This is a genomic window from Croceibacterium salegens (assembly GCF_009827435.1).
Taxonomy (GTDB): Bacteria; Pseudomonadota; Alphaproteobacteria; order Sphingomonadales; family Sphingomonadaceae; genus Croceibacterium_B; species Croceibacterium_B salegens.
Genome location: NZ_WTYM01000043.1, coordinates 1 through 25243 on the forward strand (window position 1 = coordinate 1; position 25243 = coordinate 25243).

General features: G+C 65.0%; 30 protein-coding genes, 1 tRNA gene and 2 pseudogenes. 15 read left to right on the top strand and 18 right to left on the bottom strand.

The window, feature by feature from the left end; translation table 11 throughout:
- Positions 1-42: 42 nt before the first annotated feature.
- On the bottom strand, positions 43-636 hold the full coding sequence (locus tag GRI89_RS10585) for an FxDxF family PEP-CTERM protein (RefSeq protein ID WP_159794972.1): 594 nt from the start codon (positions 634-636) through the stop codon (positions 43-45).
- A 194-nt stretch (positions 637-830) separates the two neighbouring features.
- Here GRI89_RS10585 and GRI89_RS10590 point away from each other — a divergent pair, with 194 nt between their 5' ends.
- Complete coding sequence (locus GRI89_RS10590) at positions 831-983, top strand: hypothetical protein (RefSeq protein WP_159794975.1); 153 nt, start codon at positions 831-833, stop codon at positions 981-983.
- A 324-nt stretch (positions 984-1307) separates the two neighbouring features.
- Here GRI89_RS10590 and GRI89_RS10595 read toward each other — a convergent pair whose 3' ends face one another.
- The 3 genes from GRI89_RS10595 to GRI89_RS10610 all read right to left on the bottom strand — a co-directional run bounded on the left by GRI89_RS10595 (position 1308) and on the right by GRI89_RS10610 (position 3334).
- The gene (locus tag GRI89_RS10595; protein ID WP_159794978.1) at positions 1308-1823 is read right to left on the bottom strand and encodes a hypothetical protein; all 516 of its coding nucleotides are present in this window, start codon (positions 1821-1823) and stop codon (positions 1308-1310) included.
- A gap of 372 nt (positions 1824-2195) precedes the next feature.
- Positions 2196-2723, bottom strand: a complete 528-nt coding sequence (locus GRI89_RS10605) for a hypothetical protein (RefSeq protein WP_159794984.1) — start codon at positions 2721-2723, stop codon at positions 2196-2198.
- Positions 2720-3334, bottom strand: a complete 615-nt coding sequence (locus GRI89_RS10610) for a TetR/AcrR family transcriptional regulator (protein WP_159794987.1) — start codon at positions 3332-3334, stop codon at positions 2720-2722. The genes GRI89_RS10605 and GRI89_RS10610 overlap by 4 nt, the downstream gene beginning before the upstream one ends.
- A 76-nt stretch (positions 3335-3410) precedes the next feature.
- Here GRI89_RS10610 and GRI89_RS10615 point away from each other — a divergent pair.
- Positions 3411-4612 (top strand): annotated as a pseudogene (locus tag GRI89_RS10615) (IS3 family transposase); the annotation flags it as partial.
- A 151-nt stretch (positions 4613-4763) separates the two neighbouring features.
- On the opposite strand, the gene GRI89_RS10620 reads toward GRI89_RS10615, so the two are convergent.
- Positions 4764-4850, bottom strand: a tRNA-Leu gene (locus tag GRI89_RS10620).
- Positions 4851-5026: 176 nt separating this feature from the next.
- Between GRI89_RS10620 and GRI89_RS10625 the strand changes: the two genes are divergently transcribed.
- Positions 5027-5260 carry a hypothetical protein gene (locus GRI89_RS10625; protein WP_159794990.1) on the top strand — a complete coding sequence of 78 codons (234 nt, stop codon included), beginning with the start codon at positions 5027-5029 and terminating at the stop codon, positions 5258-5260.
- A gap of 10 nt (positions 5261-5270) precedes the next feature.
- On the opposite strand, the gene GRI89_RS10630 is transcribed toward GRI89_RS10625, so the two are convergent.
- Positions 5271-6083, bottom strand: coding sequence for a zinc-ribbon domain-containing protein (locus tag GRI89_RS10630; RefSeq protein WP_159794993.1), 813 nt, complete (start codon positions 6081-6083; stop codon positions 5271-5273).
- 161 nt (positions 6084-6244) lie between these two features.
- Here GRI89_RS10630 and ftsE point away from each other — a divergent pair, with 161 nt between their 5' ends.
- The 4 genes from ftsE to GRI89_RS10650 are packed head-to-tail and all read left to right on the top strand — an operon-like array spanning position 6245 to position 9088.
- Positions 6245-6964, top strand: coding sequence for a cell division ATP-binding protein FtsE (gene ftsE / locus GRI89_RS10635; RefSeq protein ID WP_159794996.1), 720 nt, complete (start codon positions 6245-6247; stop codon positions 6962-6964).
- Entirely contained in the window at positions 6964-7887 is a 924-nt protein-coding gene (locus tag GRI89_RS10640) for a cell division protein FtsX (RefSeq protein ID WP_159794999.1), read from the top strand. Before ftsE ends, GRI89_RS10640 begins: the two co-directional genes overlap by 1 nt.
- Entirely contained in the window at positions 7884-8408 is a 525-nt protein-coding gene (locus GRI89_RS10645; RefSeq protein WP_328598208.1) for a YdcF family protein, read from the top strand. The genes GRI89_RS10640 and GRI89_RS10645 overlap by 4 nt, the downstream gene beginning before the upstream one ends.
- On the top strand, positions 8405-9088 hold the full coding sequence (locus tag GRI89_RS10650; RefSeq protein WP_328598209.1) for a lysophospholipid acyltransferase family protein: 684 nt from the start codon (positions 8405-8407) through the stop codon (positions 9086-9088). Before GRI89_RS10645 ends, GRI89_RS10650 begins: the two co-directional genes overlap by 4 nt.
- Here GRI89_RS10650 and GRI89_RS10655 read toward each other — a convergent pair.
- Both GRI89_RS10655 and GRI89_RS10660 read right to left on the bottom strand, forming a co-directional pair.
- Positions 9085-9996 carry a prephenate/arogenate dehydrogenase family protein gene (locus tag GRI89_RS10655; protein WP_328598210.1) on the bottom strand — a complete coding sequence of 304 codons (912 nt, stop codon included), beginning with the start codon at positions 9994-9996 and terminating at the stop codon, positions 9085-9087. The genes GRI89_RS10650 and GRI89_RS10655 overlap by 4 nt on opposite strands.
- Positions 9993-11096, bottom strand: coding sequence for a pyridoxal phosphate-dependent aminotransferase (locus GRI89_RS10660; protein ID WP_159795126.1), 1104 nt, complete (start codon positions 11094-11096; stop codon positions 9993-9995). Before GRI89_RS10660 ends, GRI89_RS10655 begins: the two co-directional genes overlap by 4 nt.
- A gap of 69 nt (positions 11097-11165) precedes the next feature.
- Between GRI89_RS10660 and metX the strand changes: the two genes are divergently transcribed.
- From metX to GRI89_RS10700, 8 genes and pseudogenes are all read left to right on the top strand, one after another.
- Positions 11166-12269 carry a homoserine O-acetyltransferase MetX gene (gene metX, locus GRI89_RS10665; protein WP_159795005.1) on the top strand — a complete coding sequence of 368 codons (1104 nt, stop codon included), beginning with the start codon at positions 11166-11168 and terminating at the stop codon, positions 12267-12269.
- Entirely contained in the window at positions 12266-12856 is a 591-nt protein-coding gene (gene metW, locus GRI89_RS10670) for a methionine biosynthesis protein MetW (RefSeq protein WP_328598211.1), read from the top strand. Before metX ends, metW begins: the two co-directional genes overlap by 4 nt.
- A gap of 327 nt (positions 12857-13183) precedes the next feature.
- On the top strand, positions 13184-13486 hold the full coding sequence (locus tag GRI89_RS18415; protein ID WP_456236772.1) for a methyltransferase family protein: 303 nt from the start codon (positions 13184-13186) through the stop codon (positions 13484-13486).
- Positions 13444-14115 (top strand): annotated as a pseudogene (locus GRI89_RS18020) (methyltransferase). Before GRI89_RS18415 ends, GRI89_RS18020 begins: the two are co-directional and overlap by 43 nt.
- A 249-nt stretch (positions 14116-14364) precedes the next feature.
- A complete protein-coding gene (locus GRI89_RS10685) occupies positions 14365-14694 on the top strand; it encodes a hypothetical protein (RefSeq protein ID WP_159795014.1) in 330 nt (109 codons plus the stop codon).
- 121 nt (positions 14695-14815) lie between these two features.
- Complete coding sequence (locus GRI89_RS10690; RefSeq protein WP_159795017.1) at positions 14816-15253, top strand: hypothetical protein; 438 nt, start codon at positions 14816-14818, stop codon at positions 15251-15253.
- A gap of 129 nt (positions 15254-15382) precedes the next feature.
- Complete coding sequence (locus GRI89_RS10695; RefSeq protein ID WP_159795020.1) at positions 15383-15922, top strand: hypothetical protein; 540 nt, start codon at positions 15383-15385, stop codon at positions 15920-15922.
- Positions 15923-16016: 94 nt separating this feature from the next.
- The gene (locus tag GRI89_RS10700) at positions 16017-16238 is read left to right on the top strand and encodes a hypothetical protein (RefSeq protein ID WP_159795023.1); all 222 of its coding nucleotides are present in this window, start codon (positions 16017-16019) and stop codon (positions 16236-16238) included.
- Positions 16239-16313: 75 nt separating this feature from the next.
- Here GRI89_RS10700 and fdhD read toward each other — a convergent pair whose 3' ends face one another.
- From fdhD to GRI89_RS10750, 10 genes are all read right to left on the bottom strand, one after another.
- Complete coding sequence (gene fdhD, locus GRI89_RS10705) at positions 16314-17105, bottom strand: formate dehydrogenase accessory sulfurtransferase FdhD (RefSeq protein WP_407924978.1); 792 nt, start codon at positions 17103-17105, stop codon at positions 16314-16316.
- A gap of 92 nt (positions 17106-17197) precedes the next feature.
- A complete protein-coding gene (locus GRI89_RS10710; RefSeq protein ID WP_235913223.1) occupies positions 17198-17479 on the bottom strand; it encodes a formate dehydrogenase subunit delta in 282 nt (93 codons plus the stop codon).
- Positions 17476-20331: a formate dehydrogenase subunit alpha gene (fdhF, locus tag GRI89_RS10715; protein WP_159795028.1), complete on the bottom strand. Its 2856-nt coding sequence runs from the start codon at positions 20329-20331 to the stop codon at positions 17476-17478. Before fdhF ends, GRI89_RS10710 begins: the two co-directional genes overlap by 4 nt.
- On the bottom strand, positions 20321-20851 hold the full coding sequence (mobA, locus tag GRI89_RS10720) for a molybdenum cofactor guanylyltransferase (RefSeq protein WP_159795030.1): 531 nt from the start codon (positions 20849-20851) through the stop codon (positions 20321-20323). The genes fdhF and mobA overlap by 11 nt, the downstream gene beginning before the upstream one ends.
- Before the next feature lies 1 nt (position 20852).
- Positions 20853-22409, bottom strand: coding sequence for an NADH-ubiquinone oxidoreductase-F iron-sulfur binding region domain-containing protein (locus tag GRI89_RS10725; RefSeq protein WP_159795032.1), 1557 nt, complete (start codon positions 22407-22409; stop codon positions 20853-20855).
- Positions 22409-22837: an NAD(P)H-dependent oxidoreductase subunit E gene (locus GRI89_RS10730; RefSeq protein WP_159795034.1), complete on the bottom strand. Its 429-nt coding sequence runs from the start codon at positions 22835-22837 to the stop codon at positions 22409-22411. The genes GRI89_RS10725 and GRI89_RS10730 overlap by 1 nt, the downstream gene beginning before the upstream one ends.
- Positions 22834-23670 (bottom strand): S-formylglutathione hydrolase, encoded by an 837-nt coding sequence (gene fghA, locus GRI89_RS10735; RefSeq protein WP_159795036.1) that lies wholly within the window; start codon positions 23668-23670, stop codon positions 22834-22836. The genes GRI89_RS10730 and fghA overlap by 4 nt, the downstream gene beginning before the upstream one ends.
- 13 nt (positions 23671-23683) lie before the next feature.
- Positions 23684-24415, bottom strand: coding sequence for a CPBP family intramembrane glutamic endopeptidase (locus GRI89_RS10740; RefSeq protein WP_159795038.1), 732 nt, complete (start codon positions 24413-24415; stop codon positions 23684-23686).
- An 18-nt stretch (positions 24416-24433) separates the two neighbouring features.
- Positions 24434-24817 (bottom strand): VOC family protein, encoded by a 384-nt coding sequence (locus GRI89_RS10745; protein ID WP_159795132.1) that lies wholly within the window; start codon positions 24815-24817, stop codon positions 24434-24436.
- Positions 24818-24833: 16 nt separating this feature from the next.
- Entirely contained in the window at positions 24834-25211 is a 378-nt protein-coding gene (locus GRI89_RS10750) for a VOC family protein (protein ID WP_159795040.1), read from the bottom strand.
- Positions 25212-25243: the final 32 nt, after the last annotated feature.

Below are 25243 nucleotides of genomic sequence, written 5' to 3' on the forward strand. Positions count from 1 at the left end.
AGCTGCTAGCGACCCTGGTCACGCGTTCAGCGGGCAGCGAGCTTAGGTATATGAAAGCCGGATACGTCTGCCAGCTTTCGCGTCCTTGCGACGCCGCATGGCGAAACCAAGGACCGCGAAACCCACGATCATCATTGTCCATGTGGCTGGCTCGGGGACTGGCAACTCAGGTTCGCGAACAACCTTCCCGAACGACAAAGTGCCCGCAAAACTCCCGCGTCCGCCCGTATAGCCGGCAACATTCAGGATATTAATCGCCTGCATCATCACGGGTGGAATGGTGCCGAATTCGGAAATGCCACCATCAGGACTGAAAAAGGCAAATGGAATTCCATTCAAGGTTGCTGAAGTAAAATTGATGTTGTTTGAAGCCGCCGTCGCGGGGCCAGTGGTAAGGGCTGCACCAACGAGTTGCCATCCGGGATTGGCCGCGAACGTGCCGCTAGCCGTAAAAATGCCAGCGCATCCTGTGGGGCCCAAATCACAGCTAACCTGATTCAAAGGGCCGATGCCCGACTGGAAAGTGCCAGCTGGATTTCCAGGACCGAAGTCAAACGAAATCACCGTTGCCGCATTTGATGCGCCGCCAAACAAGAGACCGACCGCGAGGTCTACGAGTGAGGTGGAAATTTTCATGACGAGTCAACATTGCCAACTATTCGACTAAGGCCATATTTCAATGGCAGCAAAATAAGCACTCCACAGATAATTAAATGACGTGTGAAATTAACCATTTTGTCCAAGTATCCACTTTATTAGGATTTGAATACGCTCAGAAGAATTCACGCTTGCCCGAAATCGCACCGATCAGACTAGGGGGATGACTCTCAATGGGTGTCGTCCTTGCCGATGGTGAAAAGACCGCCGAGATTCACGACTGTCAGGAATGCACTAATGACAAGCAGCCTAATCGCAGCTTTCAGACTAAACAAAGCATTGCTGCAAATCTCTTCGTGCGCGGTCATCCACGAATGATGGAATAGCTGAATGGTAAGAAGCATGGCTCGCACTTGCCAAGCGGGAGGCAGGGCAGGTCCGAACCCTTAAGCCCAATACTTAAGCTTAAGCTGGGTCACGTTAAGTTGCCAGAGTTCAGTTGTGGCGATTTTGCTGCGGTGTTTAGACGTATTGGCTTGGCACTCGCCCTAACGCGTTTGGGCTGAGCGTTAAGGGCGATACCGCTGGGCAAGACCAGTTCCAAAAGTGCTAGCGCTTGGTCGGAAGGCGAGCGAAACTTAGGTCCGATTTTCGCTCACTCTTTGCCCCCGCCGCAGAGCATGGCGCGGTGCGTCACAAAAAGCAGCTGTTCAGGATTTGAACACTGTAGGTTTCATCTCACGTAACCGACTTTCGAGGTCAACTTTTCTTGCTTCTATTGACTTCCACTCGGGAAGTCGCTCGGCTTCCGAACCGTGTTTGGCAAGTAACATACTTTGCGAATCGATCAGCATGTCCCGCTCCGAAACTAGGTCATCCCATCTCTCTTGCTTGAGTTCCCAAGAGTTCTTTGGCCTTCGTGCTGCAATTCGTTCTGCGCGGTCCTCCGCGTCTCTAACAATTGTGAGTTCGATCGCTTCGCCGACGGTTTTTGGCGGATATCCATTAGGGTCAACAAGTGGGTGACCGCAAAAGCTGGCGGACGTGAGGCTGTGCTTGACGACATAATTGGCAAAAATGGCACCATCGTTGGCGCTGAGTTGGGACCGAATCCCTTGCACTGTATCCATGTCGCTGAGATCGACATCAGTTAGTTTGATGCTTCGCGCATCTGGAGCGCAACTTAGAAGCATCATGCAAGCAAGGGGAATTAATGCGCGAACCATGGCCAATCTCGTAGTGGCCTCCTTGGGCCTTTTCGATGAATCTTGAGTTAACGAGGCGCCAGCAGCGGCATTGTCAGACTAACTGCACTTGGTCGATTTTGGATGAAATTGACTAGCTTCGGAAGCCCGAATTTTGGCCAAATGCCTCTGATCCTAGGAGCGAAGCCGGAGACAAGGCGAGACTGACAGCAGCCCTGAGCTGCGGACAATAGGTTAAGGTGCAATTGCTCTGACAATGCCCGGAATGTGGTTAGTCGCCTGCTGCCGTGCGATGAAAGCGTCGATCGTACTGGCCTGCGCGACCGCCGCGGTGGGTGTGACCGCTTGGCACAGCGACAGCAGCGCTTTCGGCGTCATCGACAGCACTCCCGCTCAGGCGGCCAGCTGAGGTACCAGTCCCGGCCCGAACATTCCGGCGCATCCGGCCGGGTTCATGAAGCCCTTGTAGCGGGCCACCTCGGCTTCGGTAAGCACTTCGATCAAGAAGGTCCCGTCGATCCACAATTCGACTAGGCCGAAGATGCCGGCGCGCTCGCAACGGACGGCGCGGATCCCGGCCTCCTGGGCAAGTGCAATGATCTGGATTTCCGACAGCCGCGTCGCCAGCGCCATATGGAAGGCGGATGGGCGCACCTGGTAATCGTCGACATAGATCTGGTCTTCCCATGCCATCGTCGCCGGACCGGCGATCTCGACCGTGGGATCGGCTTCTCCCACCCCCGGGTGATGGGCCATACAATCGGGATAGACTTCGACCGCGAGACCCGAACCATCGTTCGCGACGGCGATCCACGCTCCGGGGACAACCGGAAATTCGAAGGCCTGGCCATCGATCAGAGCGGCAAGCAGCAGCGCAGTTGTCCGCGGATCGGTGGCGGGCATCGAGATATGGGCAATCATGGGTTCGGTTCCTTTATTCGTTCGAGAATGAGATCGAGCAGCCAACGGGTCGCTTCGGCGGCTTCGTCACCGCTCAGCTCCCACTGCTCGCGCAACGAAGCCCAGGCATAGGCGCTGTGTAGCAGCTGGATCAGCGCGGCGATCTTCCGGCTGTGGCTGGTGTCGAGTTGGGGCGCCACCTCGGCGACGATCGCGAGGAAGGCTTCCTGCCGATCGTCGTTAAGCGCGGCGCGCATCTCGCGCCCCTGCGGAGTGCCGATGGCAGCGATGATCTGCGCCGACAGGCGATCGAAACCGGCAAACAGCTGCTGATGCTGGCCGAGCATTTCTTCGACCGTCCGCGGCATACCGATGCGTGGGTCCATCTGGGCGTTGAGGTACTCCCACACACCCTTCAGCAGGGCGTCGCGGTTGGGGAAGTGCCGGTAGACGGTCATTTCGGTGATCGCGGCGGCTTCCGCGACCGCCTTGAAGGTCATCGTTTTAGGATCGCCGTCGGCAGCCAGCAGAGACGCCGCCGCCTTCAGAATACGGTTGCGAGTCAGCGCCGCCTGCGCCTCACGCAGTGAAGGACTGGATTTGGTGGATGAAGTTAGTGATGATATAACCATGTTAGTATCACTAACATTACGCTATTAGTTTGTCAAGCGATGGCGTCGGCATTGTCACGTTAACTCGTCCGAGTTGCGCGAACAGCTTTTTGCCCAGAGCCTGTATTACACCTGGTCGAAGGAGTTCATGGAGGCCGGCAAGCGACGCCTGGCCGGTGACACGGCCCGTGCCGCGACCACTGACAAAGTGCAGGATCTGCGCCGCGAAGCCCGTGCCCTGAAGGAATGTGTGGCCGACCTGACGCTGGAAAACCGGCTGCTCAAAAAAAGCATGATCGCGGATGGGGGCGACGACGAATGAGGTATCCCGCATCCGAGAAGCTCGAGATAATCCGGATCGTCGAGCAGTCGCACCTGACCGCCAAGCGGACGCTGGACCAACTCTGCATCGCCCGGCGGACGTTCTACCGCTGGTACGATCGCTTCCTCGAAGGTGGCCCGGAAGCGCTGGAAGATCGGCCATCGGCACCGAACCGGGTGTGGAACCGCATCGCGCCCGAGGTGCAAGATCAGATCGTCGAGATGGCACTGGAGCACAGCGAGCTGTCACCGCGCGAGCTGGCGTTGCGCTTCACCGACGAGAGGCGCTACTTCGTCTCGGAAGCCACGGCTTATCGGCTGTTGAAGGCCCACGACCTGATCACCAGCCCGGCCTATGTCGTGATCAAGGCTGCAGATCAGTTCCACACCAAGACCACCCGGCCGAACGAGATGTGGCAGACCGATTTTACCTACTTCAAGATCATCGGCTGGGGCGGGATGTATCTCTCGACCGTGCTCGACGACTTCTCGCGCTACATCATCGCATGGAGGCTATGCACCAACATGCGGGCCGAGGACGTGACCGACACGCTCGACCTCGCACTGGCAGCTTCCGGCTGTGACAGCGCCACGGTGCTGCACAAGCCCAGGCTGCTCAGCGACAACGGCCCCAGCTACATCGCCGGCGAACTGGCCGAATACATCGAGGCTAACAAGATGAGCCATGTCCGCGGTGCATCGTGCCACCCGCAGACGCAGGGCAAAATCGAACGATGGCACCAGACCCTGAAGAACCGCATCCTGCTGGAAAACTACTTCCTGCCCGGTGACCTGGAGGCCCAGATCGAGGCGTTCGTCGAGCACTACAACCACCGGCGATACCACGAGAGCCTCGATAACGTGACACCCGCCGACGCCGACTTCGGCAAGGCGCCAGCCATCATCAAACAGCGTGAAAGGATCAAACGACAAACCATCGAGCATCGGCGCTTGCTTCACCGCAAGCTCGCCGCTTAACATCAACCCCAAGACGAGGCCCGCACTCCGCTAATCTACGCCGCGAGTTGTGCCGAATGTTCTGACGACGGACAGGGCACCCCGGCCGGGGTGTTTTCTCATCATCAATGCTGGAAAAAATATCGTTCTTTTACAAGAACTTAGGACTGTTTGGTGCGGTCGAGAAGACTCGAACTTCCACGGGCTTTCGCCCACAACGACCTCAACGTTGCGCGTCTACCAGTTCCGCCACGACCGCACGTGAAAAAGGAGCCGTTAACACCGGCTCCTCCGGGGTAGGTGCGCGCCCTTAGCAAAGGGGTCACACCCCTGCAAGCGGCTCAGCGCTAAGAAATGCACGCCCCGTCCTCTCACTGTGGAACGCCCCTAACGGTCCCCTTGCGAACATAGTGAACGACGCGGCAACTATTGCCCATGAGCTTTGCCGCCGCCTTCCTTCTTGCCGCAGCCGCCGCCACACAGGCTGCGCCCGCCGCGAGTGAAGAGGGACGCGGGCAGGGAGCGCAGGTCGCCAGTGCCGATGTTTCGGTGACGATCCTGCGGGGCGTGGCGGTCCGCGGCGGCGAGCTGAGCAGTGCGAACTCGACGGAAGCGCCGCGCAGCCAGGTGCACAAGAGCGCGGCCCTGGTTACCTACGAATTCGAATAGGCGCTGACGCTTACTGCGGCTTCCAGCCGATTTCGGCGACCTTGGCCGCGCGCGGTACATCGGTCACCGCCTCGTTCACCGACATCGATTCGCCCGGCGCCAACGTGCGCTTGGGCGGATAGACTTCCCACGAATAGACGATCCGGTCGCGCGCATCGCGCAGGACGATGAGGATCGGCGGGACATCGTGCGAAGTGCTGCCGATGTTTGTGATCGTTCCGCTGGCGCCGAAGAACTCGGTGCCGTTGGGAAGTTGCCGCCGCTCCTGCTGGTCGGCGGGGAAATCGAGCTGCAGGTCGCGCTGGCCCATGGCGAAGGTCGGGCGGCTGACCGGCACCCAGTCGGGCAGGCCGAGATAGCTTACCGCGGCGATCAGGCCGCCCGTGACGAGCGCGAAGACGACCCCTGAATAGGTAAGGACCTTGAGCCAGTTGCGGCGCGGCCGGAACGGGGGCTCGTGTTCGAAGTGCGAAGGCTCGTCCTCGAACGGCGGTGGAGGCTCGCTCCTGACAGGCGGAGGCAGCGGTTCGTCGAACGCCGTCGTGCGCGGTTCGGGCTCGAGTTCGGCAACCGCAACCGGTGAAGCGGCGACGGGCTCCGGCGCGGGCTGCCGGATCGGCCGCGAAGTCGGCGGAGGGGGAGGTGGCGGCGCGGCGGCCGGCCGCGCTTCCTGCGCCGCAGGTTCGGACACGGCCTCGGGCGGTGCCCCTTCCTGGAACCACGAATGCCGGCACTTGGCGCAGCGCACCGTCCGCCCGTCGACGCCGACGGCGCTTTCGGGCACGACGTAACGGGTCGCGCAGGCAGGACAGGAAATTATCATGCTAGGGTCAAGCCTAGCGCCCCGCGGCGCATGGCAACAAGATGCGCGACCGTGAACATGCGTCCCTCTGTGGCTTTTTTCCACACTGATAGGAAGCTATAGCCCGCCCGAATGCCGCCGATTTCCGCCATCAGGGTAAACGACGAGCCGGATCTTCGCCGATGAACGCGGCGGAGGGCAGCATCGTGCAGTTCGACAACGTCGGGCTGCGCTACGGAACCGACCGCGAAGTGCTGAGCGACGTGTCGTTCACGCTCTACCCGGGAAGCTTCTACTTCCTCACCGGTGCGAGCGGTGCGGGCAAGACCTCGCTTCTCAAGCTGCTCTACCTCGCCCAGCGCCCATCGCGCGGAATGATCCGCATGTTCGGCACCGACGTGATCACGATGCGGCGCGAGCGGCTGCCCGCCCTGCGCCGCCGCATCGGCACGGTGTTTCAGGATTTCCGGCTGGTCGACCATCTCTCTTCGTTCGACAACGTCGCACTGCCGCTGCGGGTTTCCGGCGTTCCGGAAAGCGATATCGAAAAGCCGGTCGCCGACATGCTCGACTGGGTCGGGCTGTCGCATCGTTCCGAAGCGCGCCCGCCGACGCTGTCGGGCGGCGAGCAGCAGCGCGTGGCGATCGCCCGCGCGGTGATCGCCCGGCCCGAGATCCTCGTCGCCGACGAACCGACCGGCAACGTCGATCCGGACATGGCGATTAAGCTGCTGCGCCTGTTCGAGGCGCTCAACCGGCTCGGCACGACCGTGGTGGTCGCCACCCACGACCTGCATCTGCTCAAGAAGGTGCCCGAATCGCTCATCATGCGGCTTGACAAGGGGCGGCTGCACGATCCCACCGGCGCGCTGCGCTACCCGCCACGGCGACAGGTCGGCTGATGGCCGCGCCCGGACTCTTGAAACGTCACCAGCCGCGCTTCGGCGCCGAGCGCTCGGGCATCCTGCAGCAGACGCGCCTCGCCGGGCCGATGCCGTGGGTCATCGCCATCATGATCGCGCTGACCGTGATCGCCGCGGCCGGCGGCCTCGCGCTCAGCAACATCGCCGCCAACGCCCGCTCGCAGATCGCCGGCGGCCTGACCGTGCAGGTGGTCGAGGCGGCTCCGGCCGAGCGCAACCGTCAGGCCGAGGTCGCGGTGGCGCTGCTGTCCAACCGCGAAGACATCGCCAGCGTTCGCCGTGTGCCCGACGAGGAACTCTCCGCGCTGCTCGAACCGTGGCTGGGCGACTTTGCCGGCGAGGGCGACGAAGCGATCCCGACCCCGGCACTGATCGACGCCCGACTCAAGGGACCGATCACCGCGCAGCGCCTCGCCGACCTGCGTGACAGCCTGGCGGCATCGGTGCCGTCGGCGCGGGTCGATGCGCAAGCCAGCTGGCTTGCGCCGGTCTTCCAGGCAATTTCCTCGCTGCAATGGCTGGCCATCGGCCTCGTCGTGCTGCTCGCCGCGACCAGCGCCGCGGCGGTCTGGCTGGCGTCGCGCAGCGCGCTCGGATCTAACCGCGACACCATCGAGATCGTCCACCTGCTCGGCGGGACCGACGGGCAGATCGCGCGCATCTTCCAGCGTTCGATCGCCGCCGATGCGACCGTCGGTGGCGTGGTCGGCCTTGGGCTCGGCGTCGCCGCGCTGTTCGTGCTCGGACGCCAATTCTCGGCGCTCGATTCCGGCATGGTCGGCGGCGGTGGACTGGGCGTGGTCGACTGGGCGCTGATCGCTGCGATCCCGGTCGTCGGAATTGTTCTCGCGCTGCTGACCGCGCGCTACACCGTCCTCGCCGCCCTGCGGAGTATGCTGTGATCGCGCGCTTCGCGGCTTTCGTGCTGGCGATCTGGCTGCTCGGCTTCGGCTGGTTCGCCGCGACCCTGCCGCAAGCCGCTTCGAACAAGGAGCGCACCGACGTGATCGTCGTGCCGACCGGCGGCGTCGGGCGGATCGACCGCGGCGTGGCGCTGCTGCACGAAGGCTCGGCGCAGAAGATGCTCGTCTCGGGCGTGTTCGAAGGGGTCAAGCCGGACGAGTTCGCCGCCGAATACAAGCTCAGCCCCGAGGAAATGGAGTGCTGCGTCGTACTCGGCTTCTCGGCGCTCGATACCCGCGGCAACGCCCGCGAAACGGCGCAGTGGGTGCGCAACGGCGGCTACCGCTCGCTGCGCCTCGTCACCAGCGATTGGCACATGCGGCGCAGCGCCAACGAGATCGAGCAGGTGCTGCCGCCGGGCGTGCGGGTGCTCGAGGATGCGGTGCCGAGCGAGCCCTCGCTCAAGATCCTGTTCCTCGAATATCTCAAGCTGCTGGCGAGCTGGCTGGGCAACCTGTGACCGTCCTGCGCAATCTGCTCTTCTACCTGCTGTTCTACGGCGGCTCGCCGGTCTTCGTGATCGGAACGCTGGTCTCAAGGGCTCTCGCGCCGGACGGGAATTTCCGCGAATGGCCCAACGCCTGGTCACGTTATCATCGCCGGTTGGTGGTCCACGTGCTCGGGATCGAAGTGCGGATCGAGGGCACGCCGATCGCCCAGCAGGCGCTCTACGCGATCAAACATGAGAGCTTTTACGAGGCGATCGACCTCGGCTCGTTGTTCGACATGCCGGTGCCCTTCGGCAAGGAGGAACTCTACCGCATCCCCGGCTGGGGCAAGGCGGCGATGGCCTACGGTTCGGTGCCGGTCTACCGCGACTCCGGGGCAAAAGGGCTGCGCGCGATGCTTGCTGCGGCGAAGCAGTTCATCGGCACCGGCCGCCCGTTCTGCATCTTGCCCGAAGGGACCCGCGTGCCGCACGGCACCCGCCCGCCGCTGCGCTCGGGATTTGCGGGGCTCTACAAACTGCTCGGACTGCCGGTGGTGCCCGTGGCGATAGATTCGGGGCCGACCTACCACCGTGTGTGGAAGCGGCGCGGGACGATCACCATTCGCTTCATGGAGACTGTCCCCCCGGGCCTGCCGCGCGACGAAGTCGAGGCGCGGGTGCACGAGGCGATCAACGCGCTCAATCCCTAGTCGTCGTGGTCCTTGCGGCCGAAGTCGGGTCGCGCGTCATCCTGGCCCTGCTCGATGATCGAGCGGCGGATGGCGCGGGTCTTCGTGAAACGGTCGAACAGCGTATCGCCGTCGCCGCTGCGGATCGCACGCTGAAGTGCGGTCAGGTCCTCCGAAAAGCGGCCGAGCACCTCGAGCACCGCGTCGCGGTTGTTGAGGAACACGTCGCGCCACATCGTCGGATCGCTCGCGGCGATGCGGGTGAAGTCGCGGAAACCGCCGGCGGAGTACTTGATCACTTCGCCCTGCGTCACGTCCTCGAGGTCGCTCGCCGTGCCGACGATGGTGTAGGCGATGAGGTGCGGGATGTGGCTGGTCACCGCGAGCACGAGATCGTGGTGCTGTGCGTCCATGATCTCGACCATCGAGCCTAGCGCGCGCCAGAACGCGGCGAGCGCGTCGACCTGCGCCGGGTCGGCATCGGCTGGAGGGGTGAGGATGCACCAGCGGTGGTGGAACAGGCTGGCGAAACCGGCGTCGGGGCCGGAATGCTCGGTACCGGCGACGGGGTGCGCCGGGATCACCGCGTGGCCGGGCAGCGCCTTGCCGAGCGCGGCGGCGATCGATGCCTTGGTCGAGCCGACGTCGCTGACCAGCGAGCCGGGCTTGAGCGCCGGGGCGATCTCGCGCGCCACCTCGCCCATCGCGCCGACCGGCACGCAGAGGATGACCAGGTCGGCGTCTGCGACCGCCTCCTGCGCCGTTTCGCAGATCGTGCCCGCCAGCCCGCGCTCGGCGGCGCGCCGGCGTACAGCCGGGTCAGCATCGAAGCCGGTGGTGGCGACGTCGGGAAGCGCTTCGTCGACCGCCAGCCCGATCGAACCGCCGAGCAGTCCGAGACCGATAATGGCGACGCGCTCGAAACTCACCGGCAAAGCTCCCCGAGCGCCGCGGCGACCGCGTCCATCTGTTCGGCCGTGCCGATGGTAATGCGCAGGGCCTGCGGCAGGCCCTGGCCGGGCAAGTGGCGAACCGCGTAGCCGGCGCCGGCGATAGCCGCGAGGGCCGCTTCCGCCGTCACCTCCCCGTTGAACAGCACGAGCACGAAATTGCCTTCGGTCGGCAGCGCGCGCAGGCCGTGGTTGCCGAGCGCCTCGATCGCGGCGACGAAGGCCTCGCGCACGGTGCGGTTGTGCTCGCGGCTGGCGGTCACGAAGTCCTGATCGGCCAGCGCCGCGACGGCGGCCTTCTGCCCGCTCTCGGTGACGTTGAACGGCCCGCGGATACGGTTGAGCGCGTCGATCAGGCCCGGCGCGCCGGTGCCCCAGCCGATCCGCTCCCCGGCGAGGCCGTAGATCTTCGAGAAGGTCCGGGTGACGAGCACGTTGTCGTACGCCGCCGCCAGCGCCAGCCCACCATCGTCTTCCCCCGGCGCGAGGTATTCGGCGTAGGCCTGGTCGTCGACCAGCAGGACGTCCTTGGGCAACCCGGCGTGGAGCCGCTCAACCTCGCCGCGTGGGAGGTACGAACCGGTCGGGTTGTTCGGGTTGGCGAGGTAGACGACGCGCGTCCGCTCGGTGACCGCGGCCAGCAGCGCATCGACATCGGCGGCAAAGTCGCAGTCCGCCGCCTCGATCGGGGTTCCGCCGCAGCGCCGTGCGGCAATGTCGTAGACGGCGAAGGAATAGCGCGGGAACAGCACCTCGTCGCCCGGTCCGGCGAAGGCCTGCGCGGCGAGGTTGAGCAGCTCGTCCGAGCCCGTGCCGCAGACGATCCGCGCAGGGTCGATACCGTGCAGTTCGCCCAGCGCGACGCGAAGCGCGGTGCTGTCGGGATCGGGATAGGCGGCGGGGTCGGCGGCCGCGGCGCGGGCGGCGAGCGCCTGCGGGCTGGTGCCGAGCGGGTTCTCGTTGGCGGAGAGCTTGACTAGCGGCGTGCCGTCGGCCGCGGCGCTCTTGCCGGGCACGTAGACATGGATACCCTTGATCCATTCCTTCATTTGGGGCTTCATTTCAGGCCGCTCGCTCATAACCGCGGCGCGCATAGCGGGTGCAGGCGGCAATTGACAGCACTTGCGTGTGCCCTACATCCCGCCGCCATGGCCAGCGCTGTCGCCCTCGACGCAAAGAGCATCGTGCTCGACGCCCCCCTGCCGCTCGATAGCGGGCAGGAGCTGCCCGGCGTGCGCCTTGCCTACGAAAGCTATGGCGAGCTCAACGCCGACAAGTCGAACGCCATACTGGTCTTCCACGCGCTGACCGGCGACCAGTATGTCGCGAGCAGCCACCCGATCACCGGCAAGCCCGGTTGGTGGGACCGCATGGTCGGCCCCGGAAAGCCGATCGACACTGCGCGCTACCACGTGATCTGCGCCAACGTCGTCGGCGGCTGCATGGGTTCGACCGGCCCGGCCAGCGCCGGACCTGACGGCGCGCCTTACGCGATGCGCTTCCCCGTCATCACCATCCGCGACATGGTCCGCGCGCAGGTCGCGCTGCTCGACGCGCTCGGCATCGGGCGGCTTCACGCGGTGGTCGGCGGATCGATGGGCGGGATGCAGGCGCTGAGCTTCGCCGCCAACTTCCCCGGACGGGCCGACCGGGTTCTGGCCATCGCCACGACCGCGCGCCATTCGGCACAGAACATCGCCTTCCACGAGGTCGGGCGACAGGCGGTCATGGCCGATCCAGAGTGGCAGGGCGGCGACTACTACGGGAAAGGCAAGGGACCGGAAAAGGGCCTCTCGGTGGCGCGCATGGCCGCGCACATCACCTACCTTTCCGAGGAAGGGCTGACCGAGAAGTTTGGCCGGCGTTTGCAGGATCGTGAGGCCAAGAGCTTCGGCTTCGACGCCGATTTCCAGGTCGAGAGCTACTTGCGCTATCAGGGCATCGCCTTCACCGACCGCTTCGACGCCAACGCCTACCTCTACATCACCCGGGCAATGGACTACTTGGACTTGGCTGAGGAGCACGGCGGGCGGCTCGCCGATGCCTTTGCCAGGAGCGACGCGCGCTTCTGCCTCGTCAGCTTCGACACTGACTGGCTCTACCCCACGGCGGAATCCCGCCACGTCGTCCACGCCCTCAATGCCGTCGCCGCGCCGGTGAGTTTCGTCGAGCTTTCCGCGCCCTACGGCCACGACAGCTTCCTGCTCAACGTCCCCGCGCTCGACCGGGTGGTGAAAGGCTTCATTGAGTGAGCCTTCGCCCCGACCTCGCCAAGATCGCCGAGAACGTGCCCGAGGGGGTCCGCGTGCTCGATGTCGGCTGCGGCGACGGCGAGCTGATGGCGGTGCTGCGCGAAACGCGCCACGTCGATGCCCGCGGTCTCGAGATTGATCCCGAACTGGTCGAGCGCGCCGTCGCCCGCGGCCTTTCCGTCATCCAGGGCGATGCCGACCGCGACCTCACCGAATATCCCGATGGCGCGTTCGACGTCGCCATCCTAAGCCAGACGCTGCAGACCGCCGCGCGCCCCGACCTGATGCTCGACCAGTTGCTGCGAGTCGGACGCCAGGCCTTCGTCAGCTTTCCCAACTTCGCCTACTGGCGGATGCGCGCCGCCTTGCTCGCCAAGGGCCGCATGCCGGTGACCCGGCACCTGCCGGTGAGCTGGTACGAAACGCAGAACATCCACCACGTCACGGTCGAGGACTTCCGCGACCTACTGTGTGCCAAGAACGTGACGGTTGAGGATTGCTGGTTCTTCTCCGGCGGACGCGAGATAGGGCGGTCCGGAGCCAACTGGCGGGCCGAGCACGCTGTCTTCCGGCTGAGCCGAAGATGACGAAGATAGCGTATTCTTCTTCGGCCGCGTCTTTATAATTGTATTTTATTACAATATTCTAAGCGAATATCGGAATCACCCCGCCGCGACCTTTGGCGACGCGCTGCCGCGCTGCCGGAAGGGATCGATTACCGCACCTACGATTCGAAAGAGTCGGTGGGAATCTCTCAGAATCAAGTACTTGTAGGAACGCGATTTTTCATTCGGGTTGGCGTGCTAGCCATTGCCGGGGTCGAATTTGGGGGATTCGCCATGCGAACTTTGCCGCCTACAGCGCAGGTCATTGGCCTAATGCTCGGATTGATGTAGACCGCCGCCGTTTCCGCCATTGTCCGGCTCGACGTTCCCGACCTCGTCGTGGACGGTGCCAAGCCGCTCGACGAACTCGCCGCCGCGACCGGCGCGCGTCACGACCTGCTGTACTGCGTATTGCGCGCGACCGAGGCGGTTGGCGTGCTGCGCGAGAGGCCGGACGGCACGTGGGAGCAGACCGAACTCAGCGAAGTGCTGCGCTCCGACGTTCCCGCAACGCTCGCGACGTGGCGATCTTCTCGGGCGACGACTGGCACGTGCGTGCGGACGCGGCGATGCACCGCGCGGTCCGTACCGGCAAGGACGCGATCGATCTGATCTACGGCGTCGCGCCGTTCGAATACCTGAGCGACCACCCCGAGGAAGGGCTCAACTTCAACCGCGCGATGACCTCGTTCTCGACCACCGAGGTCCCGGCGATCGTCGAAGCCTACGACTTTGCACAGTTCGGCTCGCTGGTCGAGGTCGCCGGCGGGCACGGGCTGTTCCTCTCGGCGATCTTCGCCAGCGCGCCCGATCTCAAGGCCACGCTGCTCGAACTGCCGCAGGTCATCGCCGAGATGGCCGAGACCCCACTCGATCCCTACCGCGACCGCGCTGCGATCATGCCCGGCGACATGTTCGTAAGCGTCCCCGCTGAGGCCGACGCCTAAATCATGAAGCGCATCGGCCACGATTGGTCGGACGAGATGGCCGGCAAGATCCTCTCCGCCTGCCGCGCCGGGGTCAATCCGGGCATGAAGCTTCTGGTGGCCGACGCCGTGGTGCCGGACGGACCCGAGTTCTCGCCCGCCAAGTTCATGGTCGTGACCATGATGATCTTCTCCGCCGGCAAGGAACGCACCGAGGCCGAATTCCGCCGGCTCTGCGCCGACAACGGGTGGAAGCTCGAACGGATCATCCCGACAGCATCGTCGATGTGCTTGGTCGAGGGCGTCGCGGCGTGAGTGAAGTCTGGCACAATGTGCGCGGTCCGCTGACCTGGCTGGTGTGCTGCCGGCGGTGCTATTCAGCCTCGAATCTACCGTCGAGACGACCGCAGACGCGTATATCGCAATGATCCAGACTCCGGAGACGCTGGTCGCGATCGGTTTCCTCAATATTCTGTAACTGTGGGCGGCGATTGCGCAGGGCACGCTTTTGGTCATACGCGCACGTGGCAATCGTGCCGCGCTCCTCCTCGGACTGATGCTGCTTTGCATCCGCGTCCTGCACCGCTGACTTGGGTGTCTGCCAGGGTATTCGCTCTGCTCTGGCTGGCCGACACTTCGATCTCGTCATTCTTCGCGGCCTTTCAGCTCGGCTTCGCGCTGGAGACTTCCGGCGTCGCAGCGAACAGGCGGATCTCGCATGTCGTCTGGGCGGTGGCCGGAGCCATGACGATCCTGTTCTTTATCAACAGGTTTACCGGATCTTACGCCATTCGCCTTCCGATCGAATTGCAACCCTCCGCGGGCATCGCCGGAAACCTGAGTTTGCTGGGCTCCGTTGCAATCATCGCCTGGGACTATTGCCACAACGATTAGACCGGGCGCAACCGCCTCAAGATCGCGTTGGCTGTATTTGGCGCTTTCCTCGTGGGGGGCCGCATGCTTTCCATCTCTCGCTTCAGCGGTCGCGCCGTCTTGATGACCGACGGGGGTGCTCATGGCCCTCGTGGAGCTCGCTTTGCTCACATATGCGACGCTCAAGCAGGGGCTGTTTGACTTCGGCTCCGCGGTCAACCGCACGCTGGTCTACGGCGCGGTGACCTTCATCCTGCTGGCGACCTTCGGCCTGCTAGAATGGAGCGCCGAGCACTTCATTCCTGAGGCCTGGCACGAAGGCGGAGCGGCGATCAACGCAGGAATCGCGCTGGCGCCGTTCTTGGTCATCCACCGCGTCCGCGAATGGTACGAGCATCATGTCGAGCGGGTGTTATTCAGTGGCTGGCACAAGGCCGAAGCGGCATGGGCCGTTTTTGTCGAGAGCGTAGGGCACTTCGAGCAGGAGGCCGCGCTGTGCCGCGATTTCGCGGGCGAACTGGCGCGCTATGCGGTTGCTCCAGCGGTACTCTACATGCGCGAGGAAGATGGTGTTGTCTAGCGCGCGGGCAGGCTCCCCGGGGCGAAGGCGAAATATGCCGAGGACGTGCGCGGGTTCGTGGCGATTCGGAGCGAGCCCAAGCCGCTCGTCCTCGCTTCCGCCGACCATCCACTCCCCGGAGCATTGGCCTTGCCGATGCTCGATCAGGGCAAGCTGCTCGGCTTTGCGCTGCTCGGCGAGAAGACCGACGGGATGCACTACCGCCCCGACGAGGTTGAAAACCTCGGCTGGGCGGCGCACCAGGTCGGCCTCGACCTGCGCGCGCTGCACGCTAGGCAGCTGGGGGGGGCGGATTGGCTGGCTGGCGATGGAAATTGTCGAACTTGCGGTGGATCGAGACCGGCTCTCGGCCCTCCTCGCACCCTACGTTATTTCGCCGCCGGCGCCGTCCGGCTGACCAACGCACCGGCGCGAGCCGGGCTGGCAGGGAGCGACATAACAACGGCGAGCGCTATTGCTGTCAGCGCTGCCTGTGGCTTGGCGATACTAGCCCGCCCGATAAGCCCAATGCCGATGATCTACTTCATGACTTTGAGTTTGGCCAAACTCTTTGCGAAGTTAAAGCGGGACGGCAAGTCATTTACTGCCGCCTCTCGAATCGCCTCAATTGGCCTTGATTGTGCAATGCACCATTTTGGGCTTTCTTTTTGCGATGCAACGGGCTCTTGACACGACGAAGTGAGTTCCAGCGTCGTTCCGGACGGAAATTTTGTGTTATCTTCAATTCGTTCGTAGCTATTAGAGTTGTTGGGGAATCAGGTATATGAAGACTTTTCTTGCCGCCACCGCCGCGTTCGGGCTGGTCGCTTCGCCGGTTACGGCGCAAGCTGCCGAAGCTGCCCGTGAGAGTACGCCGATCAACGCGTCTGAGCGCTTCGCTGGAGACGGCACATTCCTGTACGTCGTGATAGCCGCGGTGGCGATCGTCGCCGGCATCCTGATCTTGTCGGACGACAACAACAACGACCTGCCGACCAGCCCGTAGTTCGGGCAACTAGAGGCACATCGGATAGGGGGCTGCCGGTTTCCGGTAGCCCTTTTTCGTGTCCGGTATCCGTTGTCAGGAACCAGCCTCGCTGACGCACAGCACGCTGTCACCGCGCGCCAGGCACCATAGCGAAAGACCGGAGTTCCGCGCCCGCTCGACCGCCATGCTCGTCGGCAGCGAGACGGTGACGAGGCGCGTCGCTCCGGCGCGCACCGCCTTCTCGACGATCTCGTAGGAACAGCGCGCGGTCGAGAAGATGAAGCCGCCGGAAATTTCGTAGCTCGGATCGGTCCCTGATGCGGCGAGCGCACCGACCAGCTTGTCCATGGCATTGTGCCGGCCGACGTCCTCGCGCACTGCGAGGATCGCGCCGTCGGGGCTGCAGAAGGCGGCGGCGTGCGCCGCGCCGGTCGCCCGGGTCAGCGGCTGGTGGTCGCGCAATGCCGCCTGCGAGGCGAAGATCGCCTGCGGGTCGAGCGCATCGTGCACCGCCACAGGTGGCAGCGGCCTGCCTACCGCTTCGAGGTTCTCGATCCCGCACAGCCCGCAGCTCGATTCCGCTACTCGGGTGCGGACGCGTTCGGTCAGCTTCTCCACGCCCAGCCCGGCAAGTTGCGAGCGCACGATCCAGCCGAGTTCGGTCTCGGCAATGCCGATGTCGGTCACGTCGGTCGGCGCCCCGGCCAGCCCTTCGGTCAGCGCGAACCCGCGCGCGAAGTCCTCGAGATCGGCCGGGGTGGCCATCATCACCGCGTAGCTGAGGCCGTTGAATTCGAGCGCGACGGGCACTTCGGGCACCCAGTCGCGTGCTATCGGGCGGCTGCTGCCGTCGCGGCCATGTTCCGTGAGGTCAGGCAACCACACCTCCGTTCGTACTGAGCCTGTCGAAGGACACTAGCGGTACTCCGGCGGGCTTCGACAAGCTCAGCCCGAACGGGGATGTGAAGCGCCGGACGTCAGCCCGCGTCGGAACGTCCGACCCCATCGACTTCGTTGAACTTGGTCGCGCGGGTTTGCGAACCCGGATCGCCCTTGGAGGCGAGGTGCTCGATTGCCTCGCGCGCGATCGGGAGCAGCTTCGAACGGTCGTCGGCGAAGATCGCCGCCTTCATCCGTGGGTCCCAGAACTGGTAGATGTGGTCCGCCGTCGCCAGCACCGCGTTCTCGTGGCCCATGGCCTCGAAATTGCGCGCGATGTCGCCGGCCATGCGCCGCAGCGTCTCGATGGTCGAGCTCATTCGGCGGGCTCCATCGCGGTGGAATCGGCAATCCGGCGCGAACGCTCGGAAAGCTCGGTGTATTCCTCCTGCCATTCGGACGGGCCGTTCGACGGCACGACCTGCACCGCGGTGACCTTGTATTCAGGGCAGTTCGTCGCCCAGTCGGAGTAGTCCGTGGTGACGACGTTGGCCTGCGTCTCGGGGTGGTGGAAGGTGGTGTAGACCACGCCCGGCGCAACGCGGTCGGTGACCAGAACCTTGAGCGTGGTTTCGCCCTTGCGGCTGGCCAGCCGCGCCCAGTCGTCGGTCTTGAGACCGCGATTCTCGGCATCGACCGGGTGCATCTCAAGCACGTCTTCGGCGTGCCAGGCGACGTTGCCGGTGCGCCGGGTCTGCGCGCCGACGTTGTACTGCGTCAGGATGCGCCCGGTGGTCAGCAGCAGCGGGAAGCGCGGGCCGGTCTTCTCGTCGGTGGGCACGTATTCGGTGATCACGAACTTGCCCTTGCCGCGCACGAAGCCGTCGATGTGCATGACCGGCGATCCGTCGGGGAACTTCTCGTTGATCGGCCACTGCACGCTGCCGCGAATGAGCAGGTCGTCCCACGACAGGCCGGCGAAGCTCGGCGTGAGCCGGGCAATCTCGTCGATGATCTGGCTCGGGTGTTCGTAGTTCCACCTGGCGCCCAGCGCGTTTGCGAGCAGCTGGGTGATCTCCCAGTCGCCATAGCCGTTGGCTGGCTCCATCACCTTGCGCACCGGCTGGATGCGGCGCTCGGCGTTGGTGAAGGTGCCGTCCTTTTCGAGGAAGGTCGAGCCCGGCAGGAAGACGTGCGCGTAGTTCGCAGTCTCGTTGAGGAAGAGGTCGTGGACGATCACGCATTCCATCGCCTCGAGCCCGGCCGCAACGTGCTGGGTGTTGGGGTCGGACTGCAGGATGTCCTCGCCCTGGATGTAGATCGCCTTGAAGGTGCCATCCACGGCGGCATCGAGCATGTTGGGGATGCGCAGGCCGGGTTCCGGATCGAGGCTGACGCCCCAGTCCTTCTCGAACAGGTTGCGCGTCTCGACGTCGTGGATGTGGCGGTAGCCGGGCAGTTCGTGCGGGAAGCTGCCCATGTCGCAGGCGCCCTGCACGTTGTTCTGGCCGCGCAGCGGGTTCACGCCCACGCCGGGGCGGCCGATGTTGCCGGTGCACATCGCCAGGTTGGCTATGGCCATCACGGTCGAGGAACCCTGGCTGTGCTCGGTCACGCCGAGGCCGTAGTAGATCGCCGCGTTGCCGCCCGTGGCATAGAGTCGCGCGGCGGCGCGCAGTTCTTCCGCCGGCACGCGGGTGACCGGTTCGAGGAATTCGGGGCTGTGCTTCTCGTCGGAGACGAAGCGCGCCCAGTCCTCGTACTCGTCCCAGTCGCAGCGCGCGCGGATGAAGTCCTCGTCGGCGAGGCCTTCGGTGACGATGACGTGCGCGAGGCTGGTGAGCACGGCGACGTTGGTTCCGGGCTGCAGCGGCAGGTGGTGCGCCGCCTCGATGTGCGGGCTCCGGACGAGGTCGATGCGGCGCGGATCGATCACGATCAGCTTCGCGCCCTGGCGCAGGCGGCGCTTCATGCGACTGGCGAAGACCGGGTGCGCGTCTGTCGGGTTGGCCCCGATCACCAGCATCACGTCGGTTTCCATGACGCTGTCGAAGTCTTGCGTGCCGGCACTGGTGCCGAAGGTCGTCTTGAGGCCGTAACCGGTCGGCGAGTGGCACACGCGGGCGCAGGTGTCGGTGTTGTTCGAACCGAACACCGCGCGGACCAGCTTCTGCACGAGGAATGTTTCCTCGTTGGTGCAGCGGCTGGAGGTGATGCCGCCGAGCGCATTGGCGCCATGCTTGTCGCGCAGGGTGCGGACGCGGTTCGCGGTGTAGCTGATCGCCTCGTCCCAGCTGACTTCGCGCCACGGCTGGTCGATGGAATCGCGGATCATCGGCGAAGTTATGCGGTCCTTGTGGTTGGCATAGCCGTAGGCGAAGCGGCCCTTGACGCAGGAGTGCCCACGGTTGGCCTTTCCATCCTTGTAGGGGATCATGCGGACGAGCTGTTCGCCGCGCATTTCGGCGCGGAAGGTGCAGCCTACGCCGCAATAGGCGCAGGTGGTGACCACGGCGCGCTCGGGCTTGCCGATCGCCTTGACGCTCTTTTCCTGCAGCGTTGCGGTCGGACAGGCCTGCACGCAGGCGCCGCAGCTCACGCATTCGCTGGAGAGGAAGTCGTCCTCGCCCTGTCCGGCGGAAACCTTGGAGGCGAAGCCGCGCCCGTCGATGGTCAGCGCGAAGGTGCCCTGCACCTCGTCACAGGCGCGCACGCAGCGGCTGCAGACAATGCACTTGCTGGGATCGAAGTCGAAATAGGGATTCGAATGGTCGGTCGGCTGGTCGAGGTGGTTGTCGCCGGCATAGCCGTAGCGCACGTCGCGCAGGCCGACCGCGGCGGCCTGATCCTGCAGCTCGCAGTCGTTGTTGGCCGAGCAGGTCAGGCAGTCGAGCGGGTGGTCGGAGATGTAGAGTTCCATCACCCCCTTGCGCAGCTTTTCGAGCCGCGGGGTCTGGGTGTGGACCACCATGCCCTCGCCGACCGGCGTGGTGCACGAGGCCGGGGTGCCGCGCGCGCCGTCGATCTCGACGAGGCACAGGCGGCACGAGCCGAAGCTCTTCATGTTGTCCGTGGCGCAGAGCTTGGGAATGTCGCCGCCGATCTCGGCCGCCGCGCGCATGACGCTGGTGCCGGCCGGAACCGTCACCTTGCGCCCGTCGATCGTCAGCGTGACCGCGTCTTCCGACTTCGATTCCGGCGTCCCGAAATCCTTCTGGCGTTCAAATCCCATGGGTCTTCTCCGCGGCGGCCAAATCCGCCGGTGTGTTGATATTAGCAGGTTCGTGCGCGGATTTCACCGCTCGCGCATTAATCATATTGGCGAAGGCCAGCATCGAGTGACGTCCGTTGCCTTCGAGGATCGCCTCGATGTCCTTCGCGGCGCTGGCGGGCCAGTGGCCGATGACCGGCTGGTCGGCCAGATAGGCCGGGGCAGGGCTGAGCAGGTCGAGCAGGTCCTCGGGTAATTCGGCGCTGTCGACGCCGCAGGTCAGCACGGTTTCGAAGCCTTCGTCGAGCGCATGGTGCATGGCCGACGCAATCCCGCCGAGCGGCCCTTCGCCTTCGTGCGGCCAGTCCGGGATGCAGCGCGCCGGGCCATGGTCGCGCCCGGCGATCACGACGAGTTCGCAGAATCCCGAGAGGCTGTCGACCGCGCGCGCCAGCAGGGTGCGTCCGCCCAGCTCGGCGAGCGCCTTGTCGCTGCCGAAACGGGTGGACTTGCCGCCTGCGAGGACCACGCCGAGGATCATCTTACTCTGCCGCCTCCGTTTCGGCGGCCGCCTTGCCGGTGAAGTCCTCCGGCCAGTTCTTGAGCGCGCTCATCACCGGGTAGGGGGTGAAGCCGCCGAGGGCGCAGAGGCTGCCGAACTTCATCGTCTCGCACAGGTCGGTCAAAAGGCCGATCTCGTCGCCGGCGCTGCGGCCGTGGCGCGGGGCGTTGTGCATCTGCGGGGCGCGCTCGATCTCGTCGGGCGTGCGGCCGCCGGCGCGGATGCGGTCGATGATCTCGACCCCGCGCACCGAACCGATCCGGCATGGGGTGCACTTGCCGCAGCTCTCCGCGGCGCAGAACTCCATCGCAAAGCGCGCCATTGCGCCCATGTCGGCGGTGTCGTCGAACACAGTGATGCCGCCGTGGCCGATCAGCGCGTCGGCCTTGGTGTAGGCTTCGTAGTCGAACGGGATGTCGAACTGGTCGGGGTGGAGGTAGGCGCCGAGCGGCCCGCCGACCTGTACCGCCTTGACCGGGCGTCCACTGTCGGTGCCGCCGCCGATGTCGTTGACCAGCTCGCCAAGCGAGATGCCGAATGCGGTCTCGAACAGGCCGCCGTGCTTGATGTTGCCCGCGAGCTGGATCGGCATCGTGCCCTTCGAACGCTCGATGCCGAGCTTCTCGTAGAGCGAGGCCCCGCCCTCGGTCAGGATGTGCGGGATGGCCGCCAGCGTCAGCACGTTGTTGACCACCGTCGGCTTGCCGAACGCGCCTTCGAGCGCCGGGAGGGGCGGCTTGGCGCGCACTTCGCCGCGCTTGCCTTCGAGCGAGTTCAGCAGCGAGGTTTCTTCGCCGCAGACGTAGGCTCCGGCTCCGACGCGAACTTCGCATCGGAACGGAGCGATGGTGTCCCGGCACTTCTGAAGCGCTTCATTGAGCTTGCGGATGGCGTCGGGATACTCGCTGCGGACGTAGATATAGCCCTGGTCGGCACCGACCGCGGCACCGGCAATCGCCATGCCTTCGATCAGCAGGAAGGGATCGCCTTCCATCACCATGCGGTCGGCGAAGGTGGCGCTGTCGCCCTCATCGGCGTTGCAGACGATGTACTTCTGCGGCCCCGCCGCCCTGGCCACGGTCTGCCACTTGATGCCCGCCGGGAAGCCTGCCCCGCCGCGGCCGCGCAGGCCCGACTGGGTGACTTCGGCGAGGATCGCCTCGCTGCCGATCTGCCTGGCACGGTTGAGGCCGGTCCAGCCGCCGGTCGCCGCATAGTCTTCCATGCTCGTCGGCCGGGTCTTGCCGGCCCGGGCGAAAGTCAGGCGCTGCTGCCTGGCGATGAAGGGGTGCGCGGCAATCGGGCCGATGCAGATCTCGTCGCCATTGCCGGCGAGGATGTCGTCGACGTCCTCAAGCGTCGCCGGACCCCAGCCGATGCCGTCGATCTCGACCAGCGGTTCGAGCCACTGCATGCCCCAGCTCGAGGTGCGGTGAACCTCGCAGCCCTTCTTCTCGTAGGCAGCGGCGAGCTTGTCGGCGCCCAGCGCACGGGCGAGGGCATCGTCGGAGATCCTGATAAGTCGCTTGTCGGCCATCACGCGTTCTCGATCACTTTGGCCAGCGCCGGGCCGTCGAGCCGGGCGTGGAGGGTGTCGCCGACGCGGGCGTTGGGGCCCACGCTGCACAGCCCGAGGCAGTAGACGGTGTGGAGCTTGACGCGGTCGCCGGCGGCGGCGCGGGCCTGCTCCATGATCGCCTCGACCCCGCGCGCCTTGCACGCCTCTGCGCGGCAGATTTGCACCACCGGGCGCTGCTCGGGCTCGGCGGTGAAGTCGTGGTAGAAGCTGACCACCCCGTGGACGTCGGCACGGCTCAGGTTGAGACCCTTGGCGATCAGTCCCTCGCTCTCGGCGTCGACGCAGCCGAACTCTTCCTGCACGTCGTGCAGGATCGGCAGCAGGGGGCCTTCGCGGCCGTGATGTTCGGCGATGATCTCGCCGATCTTTTCTGACTTGGAACTCATGCCTTCAGTCTCTCTGCATGCCACGCGACGTGGTCTGCGATGAACGTGGAAATGAAGAAGTACGAATGGTCGTACCCTTCGTGGAGCCGGATGGTGTGCGGAATGCCCGCCTTGCGGCAGGCCTCTTCCAGCAGATGGGTCTTGAGCTGTTCCTCGAGGAACTGGTCGGCGCGGCCCTGGTCGACCAGCAGGTCGGGCAGGCGGGCGCCGTTCTTGATCAGCGCGCAGGCATCGTACTGCTGCCAGGCGACGATATCGTTGCCGAGATAGCCGCCGAGCGCCTTCTCGCCCCACGGGCAGCTGATCGGGCTGACGATCGGCGCGAACGCGCTGGTCGAGCGGAAGCGGCCGGGATTGCGCAGGCTGATGGTCAGCGCGCCGTGCCCGCCCATCGAATGGCCGGTGATGCCTTGCCGGTTCATGTCGAGCATCGGAAACTCGTCGGCGATGAGTTCGGGCAACTCGCGCTCGATGTAGCTCCGCATCTGGAAGTTGGCCTTCCACGGTTCGCGCGTCGCATCGACGTAGAAGCCTGCGCCCTTGCCGAAGTCGTAGGACTCGTCGTCGGGCACATCGTCACCGCGCGGGCTGGTGTCGGGGCCGATCAGCGCCACGCCATGCTCGGCGCAGGCGCGCTGGTAGTGGCCCTTTTCCATCGCATTGGCGTGGGTGCAGGTCAGGCCGGAGAGGTACCAGAGCACAGGCAGCGTCTGGTTGGTGCGGTGTTCGGGAATGAAGACCTGGAAGGTCATCGGCGTGCCCGTGGCGGAGCTGTGGTGGGTATAGACCCCCTGGCTCCCGCCGAAGCACATCGCATTGCTGACGCGTTCCATCGTCCGTCTCTCCTCAGGCCAGCCGCATCGCGAGGCCGATGAGGTTGTGGCCCACGGCCGGCAGGACCAGGCTCCCGCTCTTCAGGCGCATGGCGACGAGGATTGTTCCCGCCAGCGCGACATAGCCGATCATGAAGGGGCTTACGCCTATCGTGGCGCCATTGGGAACTATTCCGTGGGCGAGAGCGAAGACCATGGTCGCCATGACCGCCGCCCAGCCGATCGCCTTGGCGGTGCCGCCCAGCGCGGCGGAGAGCAGCGAGACTTCGAGCCCGCGGTACATCAGCTCTTCCTCGATGCCCGGAAGGGTCAGGTGATAGAGCAAGCCGAGAGATCCCGGCACGTCGCCCGCCCCGGCGTCCATCCCGCCCGGCATGAGGCCGAGCGTGACGAGCAGAGCGATACCGAGCAGCGACCACGGCAACGAGCCGGGCTTTTGCCTGAAGGTCAGCCCGAGCCCCTCTGCGGTGAGGAGCTTGTGCCGCTTCCACAGAAGTGCCGCGATCAGAGCTCCAATCGCCAGCTGGGCAATGCGACTGTACCAGCGAGCTTCCGCGGGCAGCGAGGCGACGTCTGCCGGCAGGGTCCAGTACCCGGCCAGCGAATAGAGCGCATAGGTCAGCGCCGCCACGCCGAACCAGCGCCAGTCGAGCTCGGTCTGCCCGGTCACCTTGAGCACGAGCGCCAGCATCAGCGGCGGCAGCCACCAGCAGGCGAACAGGATCAGGGCGGTCGCTATCGACATCAGGTCAGTTCGGCTCTCTCACGCACCCGGAGGACAGAAGGCGCAAAGCTTGTTGCCATCCGGGTCGCGCAGGTAGGCGCCGTACATCGGCGGGTCGCCCCACGGTCGCTCGCCCGGAGGGCCTTCGTCGCTGCCTCCGTTGGCCATGCCCGCGGCGTACCACGCATCGACCGTCGGGCGATCCTTTGCCGGGAAGCCGATGGTGCCGCCGTTGGCGCAGGTCGCCGGTTCGCCGTTGCGTGGGGTAACGACCCCGAACATGCCTTCGCGTGCTTCGGGATCGCCGTAGAAGGCACCGTTGGGGGTGCTCATGCCGGAAATGCCAAGCACCCCGAACGTCGCGTCGTAGAACGCACGCGCCTTTTCCTTGTCGTTGGTGCCGACCATGACGTGGGTGAACAGCGGCATAGCAGCCTCCTCAGTGGCGCATGTGGAAGGCGCAGATCTTGTTGCCGTCCGGATCGAGCAAGTAAGCGCCGTGCGACTGGTTTGGGGCCGCGGCGCGCGGTCCGGGGCCGCCCTCGTCGGTGCCGCCGTTAGCGACGCCGGCTTCGTGGAACCGGGCCACCGTCTCGTCGTCCGGCGCGGCAAAGCCCAGCGTGTGGCCGTTGGAGACCGTAGCCGGTTCGCCGTTGAGCGGCTTGCCGACGATGAAGGTGCCCTGCGGACCCGCGTAGATCAGGCGGCCGGCTTCGGGCGGAGCGACGTTCTTGTAACCGAGCACGTCCATTACCGCGTCGTAGAACTTGCGGCTGCGCTCGACGTCGTTCGAACCGAGGAAAACGTGGGTGAACATGGGGGTCTCTCTCCTGTCTTGCGCACGCGGAT

Excerpts from the sequence above, each read along its gene's own strand:
- GRI89_RS10585 (WP_159794972.1), bottom strand. The coding sequence starts at position 636 with ATGAAAATTTCCACCTCACTCGTAGACCTCGCGGTCGGTCTCTTGTTT.
- GRI89_RS10590 (WP_159794975.1), top strand. The coding sequence starts at position 831 with ATGGGTGTCGTCCTTGCCGATGGTGAAAAGACCGCCGAGATTCACGAC.
- GRI89_RS10595 (WP_159794978.1), bottom strand. The coding sequence starts at position 1,823 with ATGGTTCGCGCATTAATTCCCCTTGCTTGCATGATGCTTCTAAGTTGC.
- GRI89_RS10605 (WP_159794984.1), bottom strand. The coding sequence starts at position 2,723 with ATGATTGCCCATATCTCGATGCCCGCCACCGATCCGCGGACAACTGCG.
- GRI89_RS10610 (WP_159794987.1), bottom strand. The coding sequence starts at position 3,334 with ATGGTTATATCATCACTAACTTCATCCACCAAATCCAGTCCTTCACTG.
- GRI89_RS10625 (WP_159794990.1), top strand. The coding sequence starts at position 5,027 with ATGAGCTTTGCCGCCGCCTTCCTTCTTGCCGCAGCCGCCGCCACACAG.
- GRI89_RS10630 (WP_159794993.1), bottom strand. The coding sequence starts at position 6,083 with ATGATAATTTCCTGTCCTGCCTGCGCGACCCGTTACGTCGTGCCCGAA.
- ftsE (WP_159794996.1), top strand. The coding sequence starts at position 6,245 with ATGAACGCGGCGGAGGGCAGCATCGTGCAGTTCGACAACGTCGGGCTG.
- GRI89_RS10640 (WP_159794999.1), top strand. The coding sequence starts at position 6,964 with ATGGCCGCGCCCGGACTCTTGAAACGTCACCAGCCGCGCTTCGGCGCC.
- GRI89_RS10660 (WP_159795126.1), bottom strand. The coding sequence starts at position 11,096 with ATGAGCGAGCGGCCTGAAATGAAGCCCCAAATGAAGGAATGGATCAAG.
- metX (WP_159795005.1), top strand. The coding sequence starts at position 11,166 with ATGGCCAGCGCTGTCGCCCTCGACGCAAAGAGCATCGTGCTCGACGCC.
- GRI89_RS10690 (WP_159795017.1), top strand. The coding sequence starts at position 14,816 with ATGGCCCTCGTGGAGCTCGCTTTGCTCACATATGCGACGCTCAAGCAG.
- GRI89_RS10700 (WP_159795023.1), top strand. The coding sequence starts at position 16,017 with ATGAAGACTTTTCTTGCCGCCACCGCCGCGTTCGGGCTGGTCGCTTCG.
- GRI89_RS10710 (WP_235913223.1), bottom strand. The coding sequence starts at position 17,479 with ATGAGCTCGACCATCGAGACGCTGCGGCGCATGGCCGGCGACATCGCG.
- fdhF (WP_159795028.1), bottom strand. The coding sequence starts at position 20,331 with ATGGGATTTGAACGCCAGAAGGATTTCGGGACGCCGGAATCGAAGTCG.
- mobA (WP_159795030.1), bottom strand. The coding sequence starts at position 20,851 with ATGATCCTCGGCGTGGTCCTCGCAGGCGGCAAGTCCACCCGTTTCGGC.
- GRI89_RS10725 (WP_159795032.1), bottom strand. The coding sequence starts at position 22,409 with ATGGCCGACAAGCGACTTATCAGGATCTCCGACGATGCCCTCGCCCGT.
- GRI89_RS10730 (WP_159795034.1), bottom strand. The coding sequence starts at position 22,837 with ATGAGTTCCAAGTCAGAAAAGATCGGCGAGATCATCGCCGAACATCAC.
- fghA (WP_159795036.1), bottom strand. The coding sequence starts at position 23,670 with ATGGAACGCGTCAGCAATGCGATGTGCTTCGGCGGGAGCCAGGGGGTC.
- GRI89_RS10740 (WP_159795038.1), bottom strand. The coding sequence starts at position 24,415 with ATGTCGATAGCGACCGCCCTGATCCTGTTCGCCTGCTGGTGGCTGCCG.
- GRI89_RS10750 (WP_159795040.1), bottom strand. The coding sequence starts at position 25,211 with ATGTTCACCCACGTTTTCCTCGGTTCGAACGACGTCGAGCGCAGCCGC.